Annotated in this window: 14 protein-coding genes; 13 read left to right on the forward strand and 1 reads right to left on the reverse strand. The window is 41.6% G+C overall.

What is annotated here, in order from left to right:
- Nucleotides 1-821 precede the first annotated feature (821 nt).
- The 6 genes from ccoN to FQ083_RS03045 all read left to right on the forward strand — a co-directional run bounded on the left by ccoN (nucleotide 822) and on the right by FQ083_RS03045 (nucleotide 6,856).
- On the forward strand, nucleotides 822-2,303 hold the full coding sequence (gene ccoN, locus FQ083_RS03020; protein ID WP_020443069.1) for a cytochrome-c oxidase, cbb3-type subunit I: 1,482 nt from the start codon (nucleotides 822-824) through the stop codon (nucleotides 2,301-2,303).
- A 9-nt stretch (nucleotides 2,304-2,312) separates the two neighbouring features.
- Nucleotides 2,313-2,951 (forward strand): cytochrome-c oxidase, cbb3-type subunit II, encoded by a 639-nt coding sequence (gene ccoO, locus FQ083_RS03025; protein ID WP_011513130.1) that lies wholly within the window; start codon nucleotides 2,313-2,315, stop codon nucleotides 2,949-2,951.
- Nucleotides 2,951-3,130: a CcoQ/FixQ family Cbb3-type cytochrome c oxidase assembly chaperone gene (locus tag FQ083_RS03030; RefSeq protein WP_011513129.1), complete on the forward strand. Its 180-nt coding sequence runs from the start codon at nucleotides 2,951-2,953 to the stop codon at nucleotides 3,128-3,130. Before ccoO ends, FQ083_RS03030 begins: the two co-directional genes overlap by 1 nt.
- On the forward strand, nucleotides 3,130-4,278 hold the full coding sequence (gene ccoP, locus FQ083_RS03035) for a cytochrome-c oxidase, cbb3-type subunit III (protein ID WP_011513128.1): 1,149 nt from the start codon (nucleotides 3,130-3,132) through the stop codon (nucleotides 4,276-4,278). Before FQ083_RS03030 ends, ccoP begins: the two co-directional genes overlap by 1 nt.
- Nucleotides 4,279-4,718: 440 nt before the next feature.
- A complete protein-coding gene (ccoG, locus tag FQ083_RS03040) occupies nucleotides 4,719-6,128 on the forward strand; it encodes a cytochrome c oxidase accessory protein CcoG (RefSeq protein ID WP_020443068.1) in 1,410 nt (469 codons plus the stop codon).
- A gap of 146 nt (nucleotides 6,129-6,274) precedes the next feature.
- Complete coding sequence (locus tag FQ083_RS03045) at nucleotides 6,275-6,856, forward strand: FixH family protein (RefSeq protein WP_011513126.1); 582 nt, start codon at nucleotides 6,275-6,277, stop codon at nucleotides 6,854-6,856.
- 108 nt (nucleotides 6,857-6,964) lie between these two features.
- Here the strand turns inward: FQ083_RS03045 and ttcA are convergent, their stop codons facing one another.
- On the reverse strand, nucleotides 6,965-8,110 hold the full coding sequence (ttcA, locus tag FQ083_RS03050) for a tRNA 2-thiocytidine(32) synthetase TtcA (protein WP_149408777.1): 1,146 nt from the start codon (nucleotides 8,108-8,110) through the stop codon (nucleotides 6,965-6,967).
- A 354-nt stretch (nucleotides 8,111-8,464) separates the two neighbouring features.
- On the opposite strand from ttcA, the gene queC reads away from it, so the two are divergent.
- The 7 genes from queC (at nucleotide 8,465) to FQ083_RS03085 (ending at nucleotide 16,851) form a co-directional block, all read left to right on the forward strand.
- Nucleotides 8,465-9,241, forward strand: coding sequence for a 7-cyano-7-deazaguanine synthase QueC (gene queC / locus FQ083_RS03055; protein ID WP_020443065.1), 777 nt, complete (start codon nucleotides 8,465-8,467; stop codon nucleotides 9,239-9,241).
- A gap of 274 nt (nucleotides 9,242-9,515) precedes the next feature.
- Complete coding sequence (locus FQ083_RS03060) at nucleotides 9,516-9,845, forward strand: hypothetical protein (protein ID WP_011513123.1); 330 nt, start codon at nucleotides 9,516-9,518, stop codon at nucleotides 9,843-9,845.
- Between the two features lie 161 nt (nucleotides 9,846-10,006).
- Nucleotides 10,007-10,504: a peroxiredoxin gene (locus FQ083_RS03065; RefSeq protein WP_188004052.1), complete on the forward strand. Its 498-nt coding sequence runs from the start codon at nucleotides 10,007-10,009 to the stop codon at nucleotides 10,502-10,504.
- A 53-nt stretch (nucleotides 10,505-10,557) separates the two neighbouring features.
- Nucleotides 10,558-12,093: a dihydrolipoyl dehydrogenase gene (locus FQ083_RS03070; RefSeq protein WP_149408779.1), complete on the forward strand. Its 1,536-nt coding sequence runs from the start codon at nucleotides 10,558-10,560 to the stop codon at nucleotides 12,091-12,093.
- A gap of 205 nt (nucleotides 12,094-12,298) precedes the next feature.
- Complete coding sequence (locus tag FQ083_RS03075) at nucleotides 12,299-13,492, forward strand: mechanosensitive ion channel family protein (RefSeq protein ID WP_227673075.1); 1,194 nt, start codon at nucleotides 12,299-12,301, stop codon at nucleotides 13,490-13,492.
- Between the two features lie 185 nt (nucleotides 13,493-13,677).
- A complete protein-coding gene (rlmKL, locus tag FQ083_RS03080) occupies nucleotides 13,678-16,008 on the forward strand; it encodes a bifunctional 23S rRNA (guanine(2069)-N(7))-methyltransferase RlmK/23S rRNA (guanine(2445)-N(2))-methyltransferase RlmL (protein WP_149408780.1) in 2,331 nt (776 codons plus the stop codon).
- A 267-nt stretch (nucleotides 16,009-16,275) separates the two neighbouring features.
- Complete coding sequence (locus tag FQ083_RS03085; RefSeq protein WP_011513118.1) at nucleotides 16,276-16,851, forward strand: TerD family protein; 576 nt, start codon at nucleotides 16,276-16,278, stop codon at nucleotides 16,849-16,851.
- Nucleotides 16,852-17,170 lie beyond the last annotated feature (319 nt).

Consider the following 17,170-nt stretch of genomic DNA (forward strand, 5'->3'; position numbering starts at 1 on the left):
TCGTGCTCCAACCTAACAGCCAGTTAAATGCCAAAAAACTTACTACTACAAGGTGACTATTTTATATAATAAGCACTTTATTATGGATGCTGCTCAGTGGCATTATAAGATGCGACTTTACAATAAGTAAAACTTATTTGTAGAACAAATAATAAAATTGTTACAAAACCTTGTTCATAGTTGGTCCATACAAACTTGTGAATACTATCTTTTTTCATCTATAGAATAGTCATGAAATTGGGTATAAAATAAGCGGATAGCGTAGCAGTGATAAGTTGCTTGCTAAGATTTTACTAAAGAGTTTGTATTTTGGCGCATAGTTCTGATGATATTTGATTAGGTTTGCGTTACAATACCCTTAAACAGAGTCGGGAGTTTTAACTAAACATTACGTAAATATGTTTTTTTGTCAGCTATCGCTAGCATACATTGACGGTCGATACCTTCTTATCACCGGTTGAACATCAGTATTTATCTTGGTTTGTACGGCTTTTAGCAGTGACAATTAAGATAAATACTCAGCCTCAATAGATGTTTGATGCTCGAGAACGGCACATTTTCTTATTAAACCTGACAATATATTAACAATCCTACTATCAATCAGCTTCGCGGGCAGTCCGCTTTAGTACTGCTCTCTACCCATCAGCAATCACTGATATCTAGGCCATGCTTAGCTTGATAGTTAATACCGTCAGCCTGATAAGACGAGTGAAAACAGCCTTTACCAAAGCCATTGTTTGGTTATGATCTTTATCATGATCTAGATGACATGGCATGTTAGTTAATTCTGTTGATAATTCGGGCTGTAAAGGAATCATCCAATGAGTTTACAAAACACAGCACTCGCCCCCATTGACCGTGAATATGAAATTACTATCGTAAGATTCTTTACGGTTATGGCCGTGGTATGGGGCATCGTCGGCATGAGTATTGGTGTGTTCATTGCTTCTCAGTTAGCATGGCCAGCACTCAATTTTGACATTCCATGGCTGACTTTTAGTCGTTTAAGACCACTGCACACCAATGCGGTTATTTTTGCGTTCGGTGGCTCAGCCTTGTTCGCAACGTCTTATTACATCGTTCAGCGTACTTGTAAGACAAGATTATTTGCGCCTTACTTAGCTTGGTTTACCTTTTGGGGTTGGCAGACGGTTATCGTATCGGCTGTTATCACCTTACCATTAGGTTTAACCTCGGCTAAAGAATACGCTGAGCTTGAATGGCCGATTGACATCCTTATCGCATTGGTATGGATATCTTATGCTATTGTCTTCTTCGGTACACTGATTAAGCGTAAAACCTCACATATCTATGTGGCTAACTGGTTCTTTGCTGCCTTTATTATTACGATTGCGCTACTGCATATTGTAAACAGCATGGCGATTCCTGTTAGTGCGTTTAAGTCTTACTCGCTGTTTGGCGGTGCAACCGATGCCATGGTGCAGTGGTGGTATGGGCATAATGCGGTAGGCTTCTATCTGACGGCTGCTTTCTTAGGCATGATGTATTATTTCGTACCAGTACAGATTGGTCGCCCTATTTATTCTTACCGTTTGTCTATCGTTCACTTTTGGGCATTGATTGCTTCATATATGTGGGCTGGTGGTCACCATTTGCATTATTCAGCGCTTCCAGATTGGACGCAGTCTCTAGCAATGGTATTCTCTATTATTCTATTTGCTCCATCTTGGGGTGGTATGATTAACGGTGTACTAACGCTCTCAGGTAGTTGGGATAAGCTGCGTACCGATCCGATCATTCGCTTTATGATTGTCGCTTTGTCATTTTACGCCATGTCGACGTTTGAAGGTCCAATGATGTCGATTAAGACAGTCAATGCGTTATCGCATAATACGGATTGGACGATCGGTCACGTACACTCAGGTGCGCTTGGCTGGGTTGGTATGATTACCATTGGTTCGCTATACGTACTGTTACCACGTATTTATAACAAGCCAAAAATGTATTCTATCAGCTTGATCACAACGCATTTCTGGCTAGCAACAGCAGGTACCATCTTCTATATCGTATCTATGTGGATTTCAGGTATTGGCCAAGGCATGATGTGGCTTGCGACCAACCCTGATGGTACTTTGGTATACAGCTTTGTTGATACCGTTGAGTTCTCGCATTTCCCATATATTGGTCGTGCGTTTGGTGGTCTTCTGTATGTATCTGGTATGTTTGTAATGGCATATAATGTCTATAGAACAATCAAGATGCCAGAAGGTAAGCCAGTAGACATTGCTGATCCGACTGATCATGAACCTAGTGTCGATCAAATCTCGACAGCTAAAGTATAAGGAGCGATCATGGCTGGTACACCGCATGAAATTATTGAAAAAAATACAGGCTTGTTGGTCATCGGTATCGTTATCGCTATTAGCTTTGCAACGCTCGTTGAGATTGTACCGCTGATATACGATTATAGAGGTGCTGAAGAAGGTGGTGTGAACACTCCTCTCCCTTCTATGGAGCCTTGGACTGCGCTTGAATTTGAAGGTCGTGACATCTACATTCGTGAAGGTTGTCATGTCTGCCACACCCAAATGGTACGTCCATTACGTGCTGAAGTTGAGCGTTATGGACCATATTCACGTGCTGCCGAATCAACGTGGGATCACCCTTTTCTTTGGGGCTCAAAACGTACTGGTCCTGATTTAGCACGTGTGGGCGGACGTTATTCTGAAGATTGGCAAAGACAACATCTGATTGATCCACGTTCATTAGTGCCTGAATCAGTCATGCCTGGTTTCCCATGGCTTGCGACCAATGAAGTGAATGGTTCTAATGTTCAAGCCAAAATGCGTCTCTTCCGTGATCGCTTCGGTGTGCCTTATACTGAAGAAGATATCGAAGGCGCTCCAGATGCTGTGCTTGGTGCTACTGAGCTTGATGCTTTGGTTGCCTACCTTCAGCAGTTAGGTACCGCAATGGAAGGACAGCGCTAATGGGTATTGGTGAATTACAAACAATTGCGACCGTTTCTGCCTTTATTGCCTTCGTAGGTGTTGCATGGTGGGCGTATTCGCCAAAAAACAAAAAACGCTTCGAAGAAGATGCACAACTTGCGCTTGATGACGAGGATATCAAATCTCTGTCTGACGAGCAGCGCGATAAGGATAAATGATGACATTCTTTTGGAGTTCTTGGATAACTATACTAAGTATCATGTGCTGGGCGTTTATCCTCGGTATTTTACTAATGGTCTTAAAATTCAAACCAGAAGTAGAAGACGATGGTACCACAGGGCATGAATACGACGGTATTCGAGAATATGATAAAGCGCTGCCTAAATGGTGGCTAGTGATATTTTTTGGATCAATCATTTGGGGTGTTGCTTACTGGGTGTTCTTTCCAGGTATTTTCCCCTCAAAATGGGAAGGCATCACAACCGTAGAAGTCGATGGCAAAACTTTGCCATGGACTTCTAAAAACGAGCTTTACAGTGAGCTTGAGAGTAACAACAAAGTATTTACGGATAACTTTGAGAAAAACATTTTGGCAAAAGCAGATGCCAGCGGTGCTACTAAGACCCTAGCCAGCTTGTCTGAGATGCAAGCGACTATGCGTCGTAGTGAAAAGCCGCCTGCAGATCTGCAAGCTCAAATTGATGAGAAAATTGCAGAACTGTCACCTTATGTAGAAAAGTTATCTGAAAACCCGAATGCGTTAAAAGTCGGTAGTCGCTTGTTCTTACAGAACTGTGCGGTCTGTCATGGCTCAAACGCCAAAGGTGCTACAGGTTATCCAAATCTAACCGATAATGATTGGTTATATGGCGGCGAAGCGTCAAACATCTTAACGACGTTACATAATGGTCGCGTCGGCGGTATGGCTGCATGGCGTGATCAACTTGGTGAAGATGGTATTCGTGCTGTTTCTGAATATGTGTTGTCACTATCTGGTAACCAACCCGGTTACGAGCTTGATAAAGCCCAAGTTGCTCAAGGTGAAGCTATCTTTAAAGAACCTACCAACTGTGTGCTTTGTCATGGTCCAGAGGGTAAAGGTATGATTTCAGCGGGTGCGCCAAACTTAACAGATAATATCTGGTTATATGGTGGCGATCGCGAGACTATTCGAGAAACATTACGTTATGGTCGTGCAGGTGTGATGCCTGAGTGGGAAACCAAGCTAGGTAATGAACGTATTATGTTGCTTGCGGCCTACGTATATTCATTATCAGATAGAACTGTTCAACCTGCTGCTAAGGCAACTTCTGTTGCTGCTGCAATGCCAAAACAAGTGGTAAGTACAGAGAAGACGGTTAACTAATACGGTTAATTTTAACTATAGTTACTTGGTTAGCAGCTATCTCATTGACGAGTAGATTTAGATAAAGGGAGGTCTGTCATTACAGTCCTCTCTTTTTTATTAAAAATATTTAAGCTTTGTCATCAATTATGGCTTTTAGCAGTACTACTATTTGTAGCGTAATAGCCCTCATATAGATATTGCTTTTTAACACTCTCACCCCATTTATAGTAGGGAGAATGTTAAAATAGTTAGACCATAAGACATTGGTGACAGAGCCATTTCAGCTTTTTTGCCAATTATTGATCATCCCTCATTTGGTAGACGAATTAAAGGCATTTTAATTTTTATCTCTCTACTTACTGACATTGATAACACCGCACATCCACCTATCTTATTTTTATAATAGATGTTTGTTACCCATGCCAGCAGACTGATTCTTTTTTTAAAGAGGCACGTTTATGTCAGCACCACAATCTAATAAAATCCCTGTACAGCAAGTAGATCTTGATGCTACCAAGCATCGTGTCCATCCACGATTTGTGACTGGTTTCTATCAAAACATTCGTGTTATTACGATGTATGCACTTTTAGCGGCGTTTTTGCTGTTGCCCTGGTTACGCTATAACGGACGACAAGCTATTTGGTTTGATGTGCCATCCCAGCATTATTATATTTTTGGCATGACATTTTTGACGCAGGATTTTTATTTTATTGCCGCCTTTGCTATCATTGCAGCCTTCGCCTTATTTATGGTAACAGTCTATGCAGGGCGAGTTTGGTGTGGCTATGCTTGTCCCCAGACCATTTGGACGCATTTATTTCAATATGTAGAAAAATGGGTGATTGGCGATCGTAATAAACGCATTAAGTTTGATAAAGAACCAATGAGCGCAACCAAGGTGTTTAAACGCTTCTTGATATATTTCATCTGGTTTGTGTTTTCCATGATTACCGCCACGACCTTTGTAAGTTATGTATCCGGTACAGATGCTCTATACAATAGCTGGCAGATGATTGGTTTTATCCCCTTCCCTGATTGGGCGACGTGGATTTGGGTATCAGTATTTATTTTTGCGTTTTCGACCTACGTCAATGCAGGTTATATGCGCGAGCAGATGTGTATCCAAATCTGCCCTTATGGTCGTTTTCAAAGTGTGATGTTTGATAAAGATACCTTGGTGGTTTCTTATGATTATGAGCGCGGCGAGCCTCGCGGTGCTCGCAAAAAAGGCACCAACCCTGATAATTTAGGCGACTGTATCGAGTGTCAGATGTGTGTACAGGTCTGCCCTACTGGAATTGATATTCGTGATGGATTACAAGTAGCTTGTATTCAGTGCGCCGCCTGTGTGGATGCTTGTAATGAGATAATGGATAAAGTGGGCTATCCACGCGGACTTATCCGTTATACCACAGAGCGTCAATTGGCTGAAAAAGAGAAGAGCCGTGTCTTTCGCCCTCGTTTCTTCGCTTACTTAGCACTTCTCACGATACTTTGTGGCGGTGTTTTATACGCTTTGAATGACCGTGTGCCATTAGAGATTGATATACGGCGTGACCGCAATCAGTTGTCTTCATTGAATCAGCAAGGCATGATTGAAAACAGTTATATCGTTAAGCTGACCAATAAAACCCAAGATGCCCATACTTATAAAATAACGCTCGCACCGCAAGAGGGTTTGAGCTTGGAGATTCGCTTTAACGATGTGCCGTTAGATGCCGGTGAAAGCTTTGATATGCCAGTTAGTATCTATGGCGACCCTGATATGATTGAATTTGGTCAAACACCCGTGACTTTGAATGTCAGTAGTGAAGACGGCAAATATCATGTTAGTAAGCAAAATGTTTTTACCACTCAAGGTCAGTAAATATTAACATTCATTGTTAAATGATACCTACCAGTGAGTTAGCGCTTGATAGCTCACTGGTTATTGAGTTACCTTACCTTGGCAGCTTTTGGCTGTCAGCTTTATCCGTTGATACGGTTACTAGATATCTGATTAATAGGTATGTTATGTCCAGTCCAGCCCCAAATTTTAAGCATCAAGACAGCCAGCCATGGTACAAAAACTACATGGTGGTTATCTTTGTCATTGGTATGCCAGCTTTTGTCGTCATTGCTTGCATCTGGTTTGTTTATTACTCTTATCAGATTCGTGATAGCGTGGTACGCGACGACTGGTATATGGATGGTAAAACCCTTTATCATGATGTGTCGCGTGACAAGTTGACCTATGATTTAGACTTGCATGGACAAATGCAATTTGCAGATAATGGCGATGTTGTGTTTTATCTGAATTATCCTGAGCAAAGTTTGCAGTCAGGCAAACTGATTAATGGCAGTCCACTTAGTTATCCTGAAACACTGGATTTGTCTATATCTCATGCCACTGACATTAAAAAAGACCGTGATGCGGTGTTAAAGCATCTAGAAGGCAATAAATATAGCGCCCAAGTAGATATCGATCCTCTTAAAGCAAAATATTATTTACAAGTAAGTCATAAAGGTAAAGACGATTGGCGCATGCAAGATGTTGCCAAGTTACCACGATCAGAGGTTAGCTTTGATCCTCTACCAGTATTTGGCGAAAGCTAAACTGTTCAAAGTATGATTAAAATAAAAAACCAGCCATGAACCTATCATGAGCTGGTTTTTATTATTTGAAGAGCGTAAACAGTATTAGATCATTAAATTATTAAATCATCAAATCACTGGATTGATCGTTGGGATTTTTTTCGGCGCACGGCTGCCCTTTTCTGCATTAGCAAAGTCTGGATTGAATATCTGCGTTTCTGGTGATACTGGCAAACCAATCTCAGCCAGACTCTCTATTTGCCCCGCTTGGATATTATCGCCTTCAAATAAACGCTCGTTATCGTCACGATCCAGACTTAATGTCTCAAAATCAAACAGCTCTCTATCTGCCAATTGCGAGGGCGCAACATTTTGCATCGCTTTAAAAATAGACGCTAGGCGCTGGGGATGGGCATCGTCCCATTCTCGTAACATGTCATTGATAATGGCACGTTGCAGATTGGTTTGGCTGCCACAGAGATTACACGGAATAATCGGGAATTCTTTTAGGTTCACATATTCAATGATATCTTTTTCTTCCACATAAGCCAGTGGACGGATGAGCATGTTTTGCTTGTCATCACTGAGTAATTTGGGCGGCATCGATTTCAACGCGCCGCCATGGAATAAGTTCAAAAAGAAAGTCGCCAACATATCATCGCGATGGTGCCCAAGCGCAATCTTGGTCGCACCGATTTGTTTAGCGAAACCATACAGTGAGCCACGACGCAGACGTGAACACGCCGAGCAATAAGTTTTCCCTTCTGGCACCACACTTTTGACAATACTATAAGTATCTTTTTCCAGAATATAATGAGCGATGCCCTGCTCGTTTAGATAGGCAGGTAGTACTTCTTCTGGATAGCCGGGCTGCTTTTGGTCAAGATTGACGGCAACGATATCAAAATGAATCGGGGCGATACGTTTTAATAGCAGCAAGATATCGAGCAACGTATAGCTGTCTTTACCGCCTGATACGCAGACCATCACCACATCGCCATCTTCAATCATATTAAAGTCACGAATCGCCCATGATACTTGACGACGAAGCTTCTTTTGCAATTTCCGAAAGTGAGCCGACTCGGTCAGTGATTGCGTATCAGCCAATATGTTATCTGCTTGCTCATCCATAAAATCATCATTTCTGTCATCGACATCATCATATAACATCTGTTCGATATCAGTTGTTTTATCATGATGATTCACATTAGTATCGATAGAAGCCTTGTCAAACTGAGGCGTGATTGATGGTGTAAATAAGGTTGCTGCAGTCATAAGTTACTCAATATCTTGACAAGAATGGCGTTACTTCAAAAGAGATAATCAATCGATTTATTCAAAAGGCTGCAATAAAAGCTATCTGCGTATGGCTAACAATGATGCTTCATAAGGCAACGCTTCAAACATGATTTAAAACAGCAGCGATTATAACAAAATTTGCTAACAGATTGAAAAGATGACATTAAATTATCGTCTTAAATGTGACTGCTTATCTAAAGCTACTAATTATCGATTTCCTAAACTTTATCCTATTACTTGCATGATGTTTTAATGCTGCTTTCAAGGTTCTGTAATGGTAGAATTTTTGCTAAAATAGGCGTTTTTCGCTAACCAATAATAGATGCCATTATGACAAATACTGCTCTGCCAACCTCTTCTGCTGATCAAGAAAACGATACCCAATTAAATGAGCTGCATAAAAGCCAAAATGCGGTCGTACTGCTATCAGGTGGGCTTGATTCAGTGACTTGTTTATATTGGGCAAAGGCCCGTTATGCGTCAGTAACTGCAGTCAGCTTTGATTATGGTCAACGTCATAATAGTGAGCTGGTCGCTGCCAAAGCAATCGCTGAAACTGCAGGCGTTAATCACCGAATTATTGATATCGATATCGCCCAACTGGGTGGCTCATCACTAACGGATCACAGTATGATTGTGCCTGATGGTGATACGGATAAATTCCCAGACAAAAAGCGTGATGAGATTGATAATGACGCGATTCCAAACACTTATGTGCCAGCGCGCAATACTATCTTCTTATCTTATGCCCTAGCAGTTGCTGAAGTAACCGATTCAAACCATATCGTCATTGGTGTCAGTTCAGTCGATTATTCAGGATATCCTGATTGCCGTCCTGAGTATATTGCCGCTTTCCAACATATGGCAAATCTTGCTACCAAAGCGGGCGTTACCGGTCATCATTTATCGATTCAAACCCCGCTACAACAATTATCGAAAGCCAAAACCATCGAGCTGGGTCTGTCGCTAGGGGTTGATTACGGACAAACAATTTCTTGTTATCAAGCAGATGCCAATGGTCTTGCCTGCGGCGTTTGTGACAGTTGCGCGCTGCGTCGTCAAGGGTTCGCTCAGGCAGGCGTTGCCGACCCTACCCATTATCAGTAATAATTTTAGAAGTTTCGCCTTGGAAAATGAATAAACGGTCTTAAAATAAAGGCAATTAAACATTGGCGAAACATTCGCTTGCATTAACACAGCACGCTGCCGTTGTATTTTAAATACAATCATTGCTATGGTATGAACCACTTTCTCTACCACAAGATATAAATGCTCATCAAAGTAGCAACATTTTATTAGAAGTAATATTTTATCATTTGTACAAAATCTAATTCATTTATAAAAAATTCAAGTTATCGCAGTCACATGTAAAAGGATATTTATGAAATTTTTGCCAGTACTACCTCTAGCTCTTGCTGCACTATTTGCCATGCCACAAGCGAACGCTGTTGATATTAAGCAGAATAATATCAATACTTGCGTCAACGGCGCGGTCAAATATAAAGTCGCTGACAAGAGCACTGCAACCAAGCTTTGTGATTGCACGATCGGTGTCCGTAGCAATATGACCATTGGTCAGATGTGGGAGATTGAGAGCTATGCGCAAAGTAAAAAAGACCCATCAAGCCTCTCGTATGTGAAAAAAATGCAAAAAGATTTGCAACAGTGTACCGTTGGTTTGGACTTAAAACAGCCACAAAAACCTGCTTAATCCTCAAATTTTTAGATATATAAAAGACTGGCCATTGCCAGTCTTTTTTGTTGCTCATCCATAAGTGATGTGTAAAATCGAGGATTTATTTCTATGAATCTGCCTATAATGGGATGACCAATAATAATATAACCGCAATCAAAATAAATAAGGATTTTATGATGGCAAAGCCAACCACAGAAACCATTACTCTACCTGATTTTCCAGTCACTATCGTACGTGAGTTAGATGGTCATTTCATTCATGATGATATTAGCCTAAAAGAGCTGGTCGCCAACACCAGCAAAGGACTTATCCTTTATTTTTACCCAAAAGACAATACACCTGGCTGTACCACACAAGCAACTGAGTTTACCGCCCATCTTAACGAATTTGATGATTTAGGTTACGACATTATTGGCGTCTCACGTGATAGCGTTGAATCACACGAAAACTTTATTAGCAAATATAATCTACATATTCCACTTATTAGTGATGCCGATGAAAAACTCTGCCACTATTTTGATGTGATTAAAGAAAAGAACATGTATGGCAATATTACTCTAGGTCTTGTACGTTCGGCGTTTGTCTTTGATAAAAATGGTACGCTCACTCATGCACAGCGTAACCTTAAAGCAAAGGATTATACTGAGCGTTTATTAACTACACTTGCACCTTAGTCTTCTAATCGATCTTACGATAAACCTTAAAACTATTTTTATTTGAGAATACTATGAATAAACAGCCTGATACCGCCTCTGATTCTTCTGCTCCCTTTGATCATAGCAATCATCAAAACGTGACTCGCAAGGTATCTGTTGCGGTCATTGGTGCTGGGACTGCCGGACAAAACGCTTTTCGCCAAGCAAAAAAATTCTTAGAAGATGTCATTATTATCAATGATGGCTTTTGGACGACTACCTGTATTGCGGTAGGTTGCATGCCAAGCAAGCTACTCATTGCAGCTGCTGACCGCGCTCATGATGCCAATCATTCTGCTGAGTTTGGCGTACATGCCACTGCTCGCATAGATGGCAAACAAGTGATGGAACGGGTGCGCGCTGAGCGTGATCATTTTGCCAGCTACATCGAAAAACAAGTCGATAGCTGGCCTGAGGATAGTAAGATAGCGGGACGGGCTTATATTAATAAGCAAGGCTTGATTGAGGTCAATGATCAATTGATCAAAGCAGATAAAATCATTGTCGCCACTGGTAGCTCGACCTTTATTCCAGATGGCTGGGAAGATAAGCTTGGTGATACTATGCTGACCTCAGATGCTGTCTTTGAGTTAGCCGACTTGCCAAAATCTATGGCTGTGATTGGCGCAGGTGCGATAGGTTTAGAACTTGCCCAAGCTTTCACACGATTGGGTGTCAAGGTAACGGTATTTAATCGCGCCAAACGCGTTGCTGGTCTAAAAGACGAAGACATCAATAACAAAGCTATTGATTGCTTAAGTCGTGAGCTGACCATGCACTTGGGCAGCAAAATTACTGATGTCGGTCAAAAATCAGATGAAAATAGCGATAAAAGCATAAATAAAAACAGCACTGTTGCCTTTATTGATTATGAAGACAGCGCTGGCGAAGTGCAACAATGGCAAGGTGATTACGTACTAGTCGCGACTGGTCGACGTAATAATATAGAGGCATTGGGTGTTGAAAACCTAGGCGTTGAACTTGATGAAAAAAATCGCCCACAACAGCTGGACAAAAAAACTGGTAAAATCGGTGATTTAGACGTTTATATCGTTGGTGATGCCAATGCTAATATTCCCTTGCTGCATGTAGCAAGCGATGAAGGTTTTAGCGCCGGCAGTATGGTCTGTGACAATAAAAAAGACGCTTATATTCGTCCGCCTGCCACGCCATTTTCCATCGTATTTAGCTCACCACAAATCGTCAATGTTGGTATGTCTTTACCGGAAATCCAAGAAGATTCAACACTTGAGCATGTGATTGGGAAAGTCAGCTTCGACAATCAAGGTCGTAGCCGCGTCATGGGTGTTAACTGTGGTCTATTGCATATTTATGGCTGCAAAAAAACAGACAGAATCTTAGGTGCAAGTATGGTTGGTCCAGATGCAGAATACATCGGGCATATCTTAGCAATGGCAATTACTAATGACTTGAGTATTAAAGACATGCTTGATATGCCTTTTTACCATCCTACTATCCTAGAAGGCTTGCGTACCGCCTTGCGTGATGTTCAGGATTTGATGGAAATACCGTATCAGTCGCTTGATACCCAAAAAAATAACTCTTAAATGCCTATTAAAACGCTGTTTTTTAAAATAATGAAATATATGGACTGTCGCCAACGTCAGTGAGATTTGTAGCGATGATTTAAGCTGATTCAATACTGATATTGATATCATTAGATGACGGTTAAAGTCGCTTAAATCATGTTGTTAACGTCTTATTAGTGCAAAGTAATACATTTTTAGAACCACACCTTTCATGGATAAGATAATGGCAATCGCTAGTATTACTGAATTTTTTCAAGAGATTGCTCGTGACCTACATACCAGCCTTTTTCTTGCGATTGGTGGCTCTATCGAGGAAGGCACCTTAGATTGGTCGTCTAAATCAGTAGAACTGGTAAGCACTGGCATCAAAATTCTAATACTGCTTGCGATATCGGGGTTTATGTATTGGCTTGCTATTTATGTACTAAAAAAAAGCAAAGCACGCATTCGTCTGAATGAGCGCCGCGCTAAAATTGCCCGCTCAATCTTGCGTTATGTATGGGCTGTGACCAGTGTCATTGCTATTATGAGTCAGCTGAATTTTGAGCCCGATACCATTAAAGCCACTGCCAAAGCCAGTACATGGGCGGGAATATATTACGTGCTATGGACATCATCGGGACAAATTGTCCATAAAATACTACAGCACTACGGTTTAAACGCTTCTATTGAGCAGCTGCTTAAAAATATCTTATCTGTGCTGCTATTAGTCTTAGGGCTTGCCAGTGTCATGGCTCAGTTCGGCTTTGATATTGTATCTCTGGTGGCAGGTTTGGGTATTGCTGGTTTGGCGGTCGGCTTTGCCGCGCAGTCAACGCTTGCCAATTTTATCGCAGGTATTACCATTTTGCTTGAGCAGTCCTTTCAAGTTGGTGACTGGGTCAATATCAATGACAATGAAGGGCGCGTGGTGGTGATTGCCTTACGTACGACCCACGTCTTAACTCGTGACAATATTACGGTCATCATACCCAATTCGAATGTGGCCTCCTCTGTCGTTACCAACCTGACCTCCAAAAATTTTATACGCTTTGATATTCAGATGCGTATTGCTTTTGAAGATGATATTGATAAAGCACGTGATGAGATTTTGCAGGTACTGTCTGATAGTGAGGCTGTCCTCAACCGACCTGAATCTTCTGCGACTGTGGCAGAGATTGGCGAGTATGGCGTATATTTTATTGTACGCTTTTGGGTCAAACCAGCGGCAGTTGCTCGTATGCCCAAAATCAAAGAAGATTTACGAGAGAATATCAAACGCGCTTTTGATGCCGCTGATATCTCGACCCCTTATCCTCATATGCGCTTACTTATGCCAAGAGAAGACGTCTATCCGATTGTGACCAAACCCAAGCCATTGGCAACGACCGCGCAAACTGTTTCAGAGTCATTAGCGCTGAACAAAGACCAGCATTAATATCCTTGCAACTTATTTAGCATTTATATGCCATAAAAAGTACTTTCAAATAGAAATCTTTTAACCATCGCTTTCTTAAACATCAGCGCTTTAAACCATCCGCTATAGAATTATGGTAAAATTAGCGGTTAAACATCTTATTTTATGATGTGCACTATTTATCAATTTAGCCCACAGGTATCCGTATGACCGAAACAACCGCGCTCGCCTCATCCACAGCGTCTTCGCAACCATCTTCACAAGCATCTTCACAGGTATTGTCGCTTGACCTTATCATCACCTGCGCCGATGGGTTAGAAGCACCGCTACAGACTGAGCTGACCAGTTTTGGTATTGCAAGTGAGATAAAGAGTACCGGTCGCCTTGCTGTTACGGGTACCTTGCGTGATTTATATAAGATCTGTCTTTGGTCGCGCGTGGCATCGCGCGTATTAATGCTGATTAAACGCAAAAATATCAATGCCGAATATGATGTGGCTGAGCAGCTGTATGGTTTGGCGAAATCGGTCAATTGGACAGAGCAATTTAGCCTAGAGCAAACCTTTGCGATTCGTCTTTCTGTTGATAAACGTGTGGCTGTCAGCCAACAGTTTGCCATGCTACGTATTAAAGATGCGATTGCGGATACCTTTAACGAAGTGTATGAGAGCCGCCCTAACGTCGATAGTAAAAACCCAGACTTTTCTGTTTTTGCGACCGTCAATGACAAGCAAGCTGAGTTATATTTGGATTTGTCAGGTACCAGCTTGCATCGCCGTGGCTATCGCGTTGCAATGACAGAAGCACCACTAAAAGAAAACTTAGCAGCGGCGCTACTTTATAGCGCAGGCTGGCATAAGAAAAACGAAGCAGGTGATGCGCCTTTTTATAATGCGCTAATCGATCCTATGTGTGGCTCTGGTACCTTTATCATTGAAGCGCTCCTCATGCACTGCGATTATGCCGTCGGTATCGATAAAGCCGCCAATCAGTTTGGTTTTTATGAATGGCAGCATCATGACAAGATTTTATGGCAAGAAATGATTGATGATGCACAAACGCGTTTCCGTGCAGCCTTAGAGATTGCTAATGAGCAGCCAGATACATTACCGCTTATCTTTGGATTTGATGCCGATAATGGCGCTATCATTGCCACAGAAAAGAATCTGATTGCTGCTGGTTTACAAGACCTGTTACCGCTACTCGATATCGAAACGCGCGCCCTTGATCAGCTAAGCACGCTCTTAAAACCTTTGGTTGCTGACGGTCGTTTGAGCAACCCTTTAATTATCACCAACCCACCTTATGGTGAGCGTCTGGGTGATGAAGAAATGATTAAGCCGTTATATCAATCGATTGGGCTTATCTTACAAGACAGCTTTGCCGGTAGTGGTATTGACCCGATGCTTGGTATATTGGCATCTCACGTTGAGCAAGTCGATATTTTGCCAATTAGAGAGCCAAAAACGTTACGGTGTCATAATGGCGCCATTACCGTGTATTTCCGCTATGGCACCTTGATTGCTGGTCAGACAGGGAATCTTGTTAGCCGTTTTGAGAAACGTGAAATTGAGGTTGAAGACGGTCAAGATTTTATCAATCGTTTGCAAAAAAACCTGACCCGACTAAAGAAATTGGCTAAAAAAGACAACGTGAGTAATATCCGTGTTTATAACGCTGACTTACCTGATTTCAAAGTGGCAATCGACTTATATGGTGATTATGCCCATGTACAAGAGTACGCGCCGCCGAAGACTATTCCACCAGAAACCGCCAAAAAACGCTTTAATTTGGCGCTAATGGGTATTCGTGAAGTATTCGGTATTAACCGCGAACAAATCTTTATTAAAACCCGTGCTCGTCAATCCGGTAATGATCAATATAGTAAACAAGGCAATACCGAAAAGCGTGGCAAGTTTTATATTGCCCGCGAAGATGGTGCTTATCTTTATGTCAATTTCACCGATTATCTCGATACGGGTCTATTTATTGACCATCGCAATATGCGTGCGCGTATCAAAGACAACAGTCGTAATAAATCGGTATTGAACTTATTTGCTTATACTTGTACGGCGAGTGTGCATGCGGCATTGGCGGGCGCTAAAAAAGTCACCAGCGTTGATTTATCACAGAACTATCTGGATTGGGGCAAACAAAACTTTGCTTTAAATGGCTTAAATGTCAGTGGTAATAAATATCAATTCGTTGCTGCCGATATTTTTGAGTGGATCAAAGACAATACGGAACAATTCGATATTATCTTTATTGATCCGCCAACCTTTTCAAACTCTAAAAAGTTTCAAGGTACCTTTGATGTCCAGCGTGACCATGCTGCACTAATCAACCGCGCGATGAACCGCTTAACGGCAGATGGCATCTTATACTTCTCTAATAACTTTACCCGTTTTGAGTTGGATGAACAGCTGACTGAGCGTTATGACATCATCGACATTACCCAAAAAACCATTGGTTTTGATTTTGATATCAAAAAACCGATTCATCAAAGCTTTGAGATTCGTCATCGTCAGAGTCTATAACAAATACTAAATCTTAGCTTTGACGCCTAACTTGCTATAAAACATAACAATGACCCAATCAGCTTTGATTGGGTCATTTTTTGTTGGTATGATAGAGAGCTACTAGCGATCGTTTTATCTTTATTGAATCCCATTATCGCTGGTATAGCGTATCTAATTCAAAAGCGACACAGCACTATTTTGAACTGACGGTCTCAAAATAGTTATTACTTTTACCGTTGTAAACGTGCAGTCCACCCTACTCCAATAAATAACAAGGACCATTCCATGGCATTATCTCTAAATAAAGGCGGTAATTTATCGCTAACCAAAACGGATCCAAACTTAACTAAGCTGCTTATTGGTCTTGGTTGGGATGAGCGTGCAACTTCTGGTGCCGAATTTGATCTTGATGCAAGCGTATTCTTATTAAATGCAGCTGGCAAAGTACGTGGCGACCATGACTTTATCTTTTACAACCAACTCAAGTCTGATAATGGCGCAGTAGAGCATACTGGTGATAACCGTACAGGCGAAGGCGACGGTGATGACGAAGTCGTCAAAGTCAACCTAACGCAAGTACCTGCCGATGTCGATAAAATCGTTGTGACAGTCACTATTCATGATGCAGCGGCTCGTAGCCAAAACTTCGGTCAAGTTGCTAATGCCTTTATTCGCGTTGTGAATGAAGAAACGGGTGCTGAAGTGGTCCGTTTTGATTTAGCAGAAGACTACTCTGTTGAGACAGCAATGGTATTTGGAGAAGTCTATCGCCACAATGCAGAATGGAAATTCCGCGCCGTTGGTCAAGGTTACTCTGGTGGCTTACAAGCGATGTGCCAGCAATATGGTGTCGTTATTTAAACTGTTAGTTAACTACTATCTAAATCGATATTTAGCCCGTGCTAAAACCATCCATTAGATGATAAGTAGGTGCAAAACCTAAAGCCATTATGCCTCACTATTGGCTGTAAAATATGGTTGCAAAATAGTCACAATCTTTAATAGCCAAATGACTGATAATACTTTATATTTCATTAAAAATCACACATGGAGAAGTGGCTAGCGATAGCCACTTTTTTTATGCTGCGTCTATAATAGACAACCTTAGCTTTACGCAACCAGACAGGATGTGTCATGAGACATTTTTATTTAGACTTCATCTTCACAGCTATCGCATTGA

The sequence above is a fragment of the Psychrobacter sp. ANT_H59 genome, from assembly GCF_008369225.1.
GTDB classification, from domain to species: domain Bacteria; phylum Pseudomonadota; class Gammaproteobacteria; order Pseudomonadales; family Moraxellaceae; genus Psychrobacter; species Psychrobacter cryohalolentis.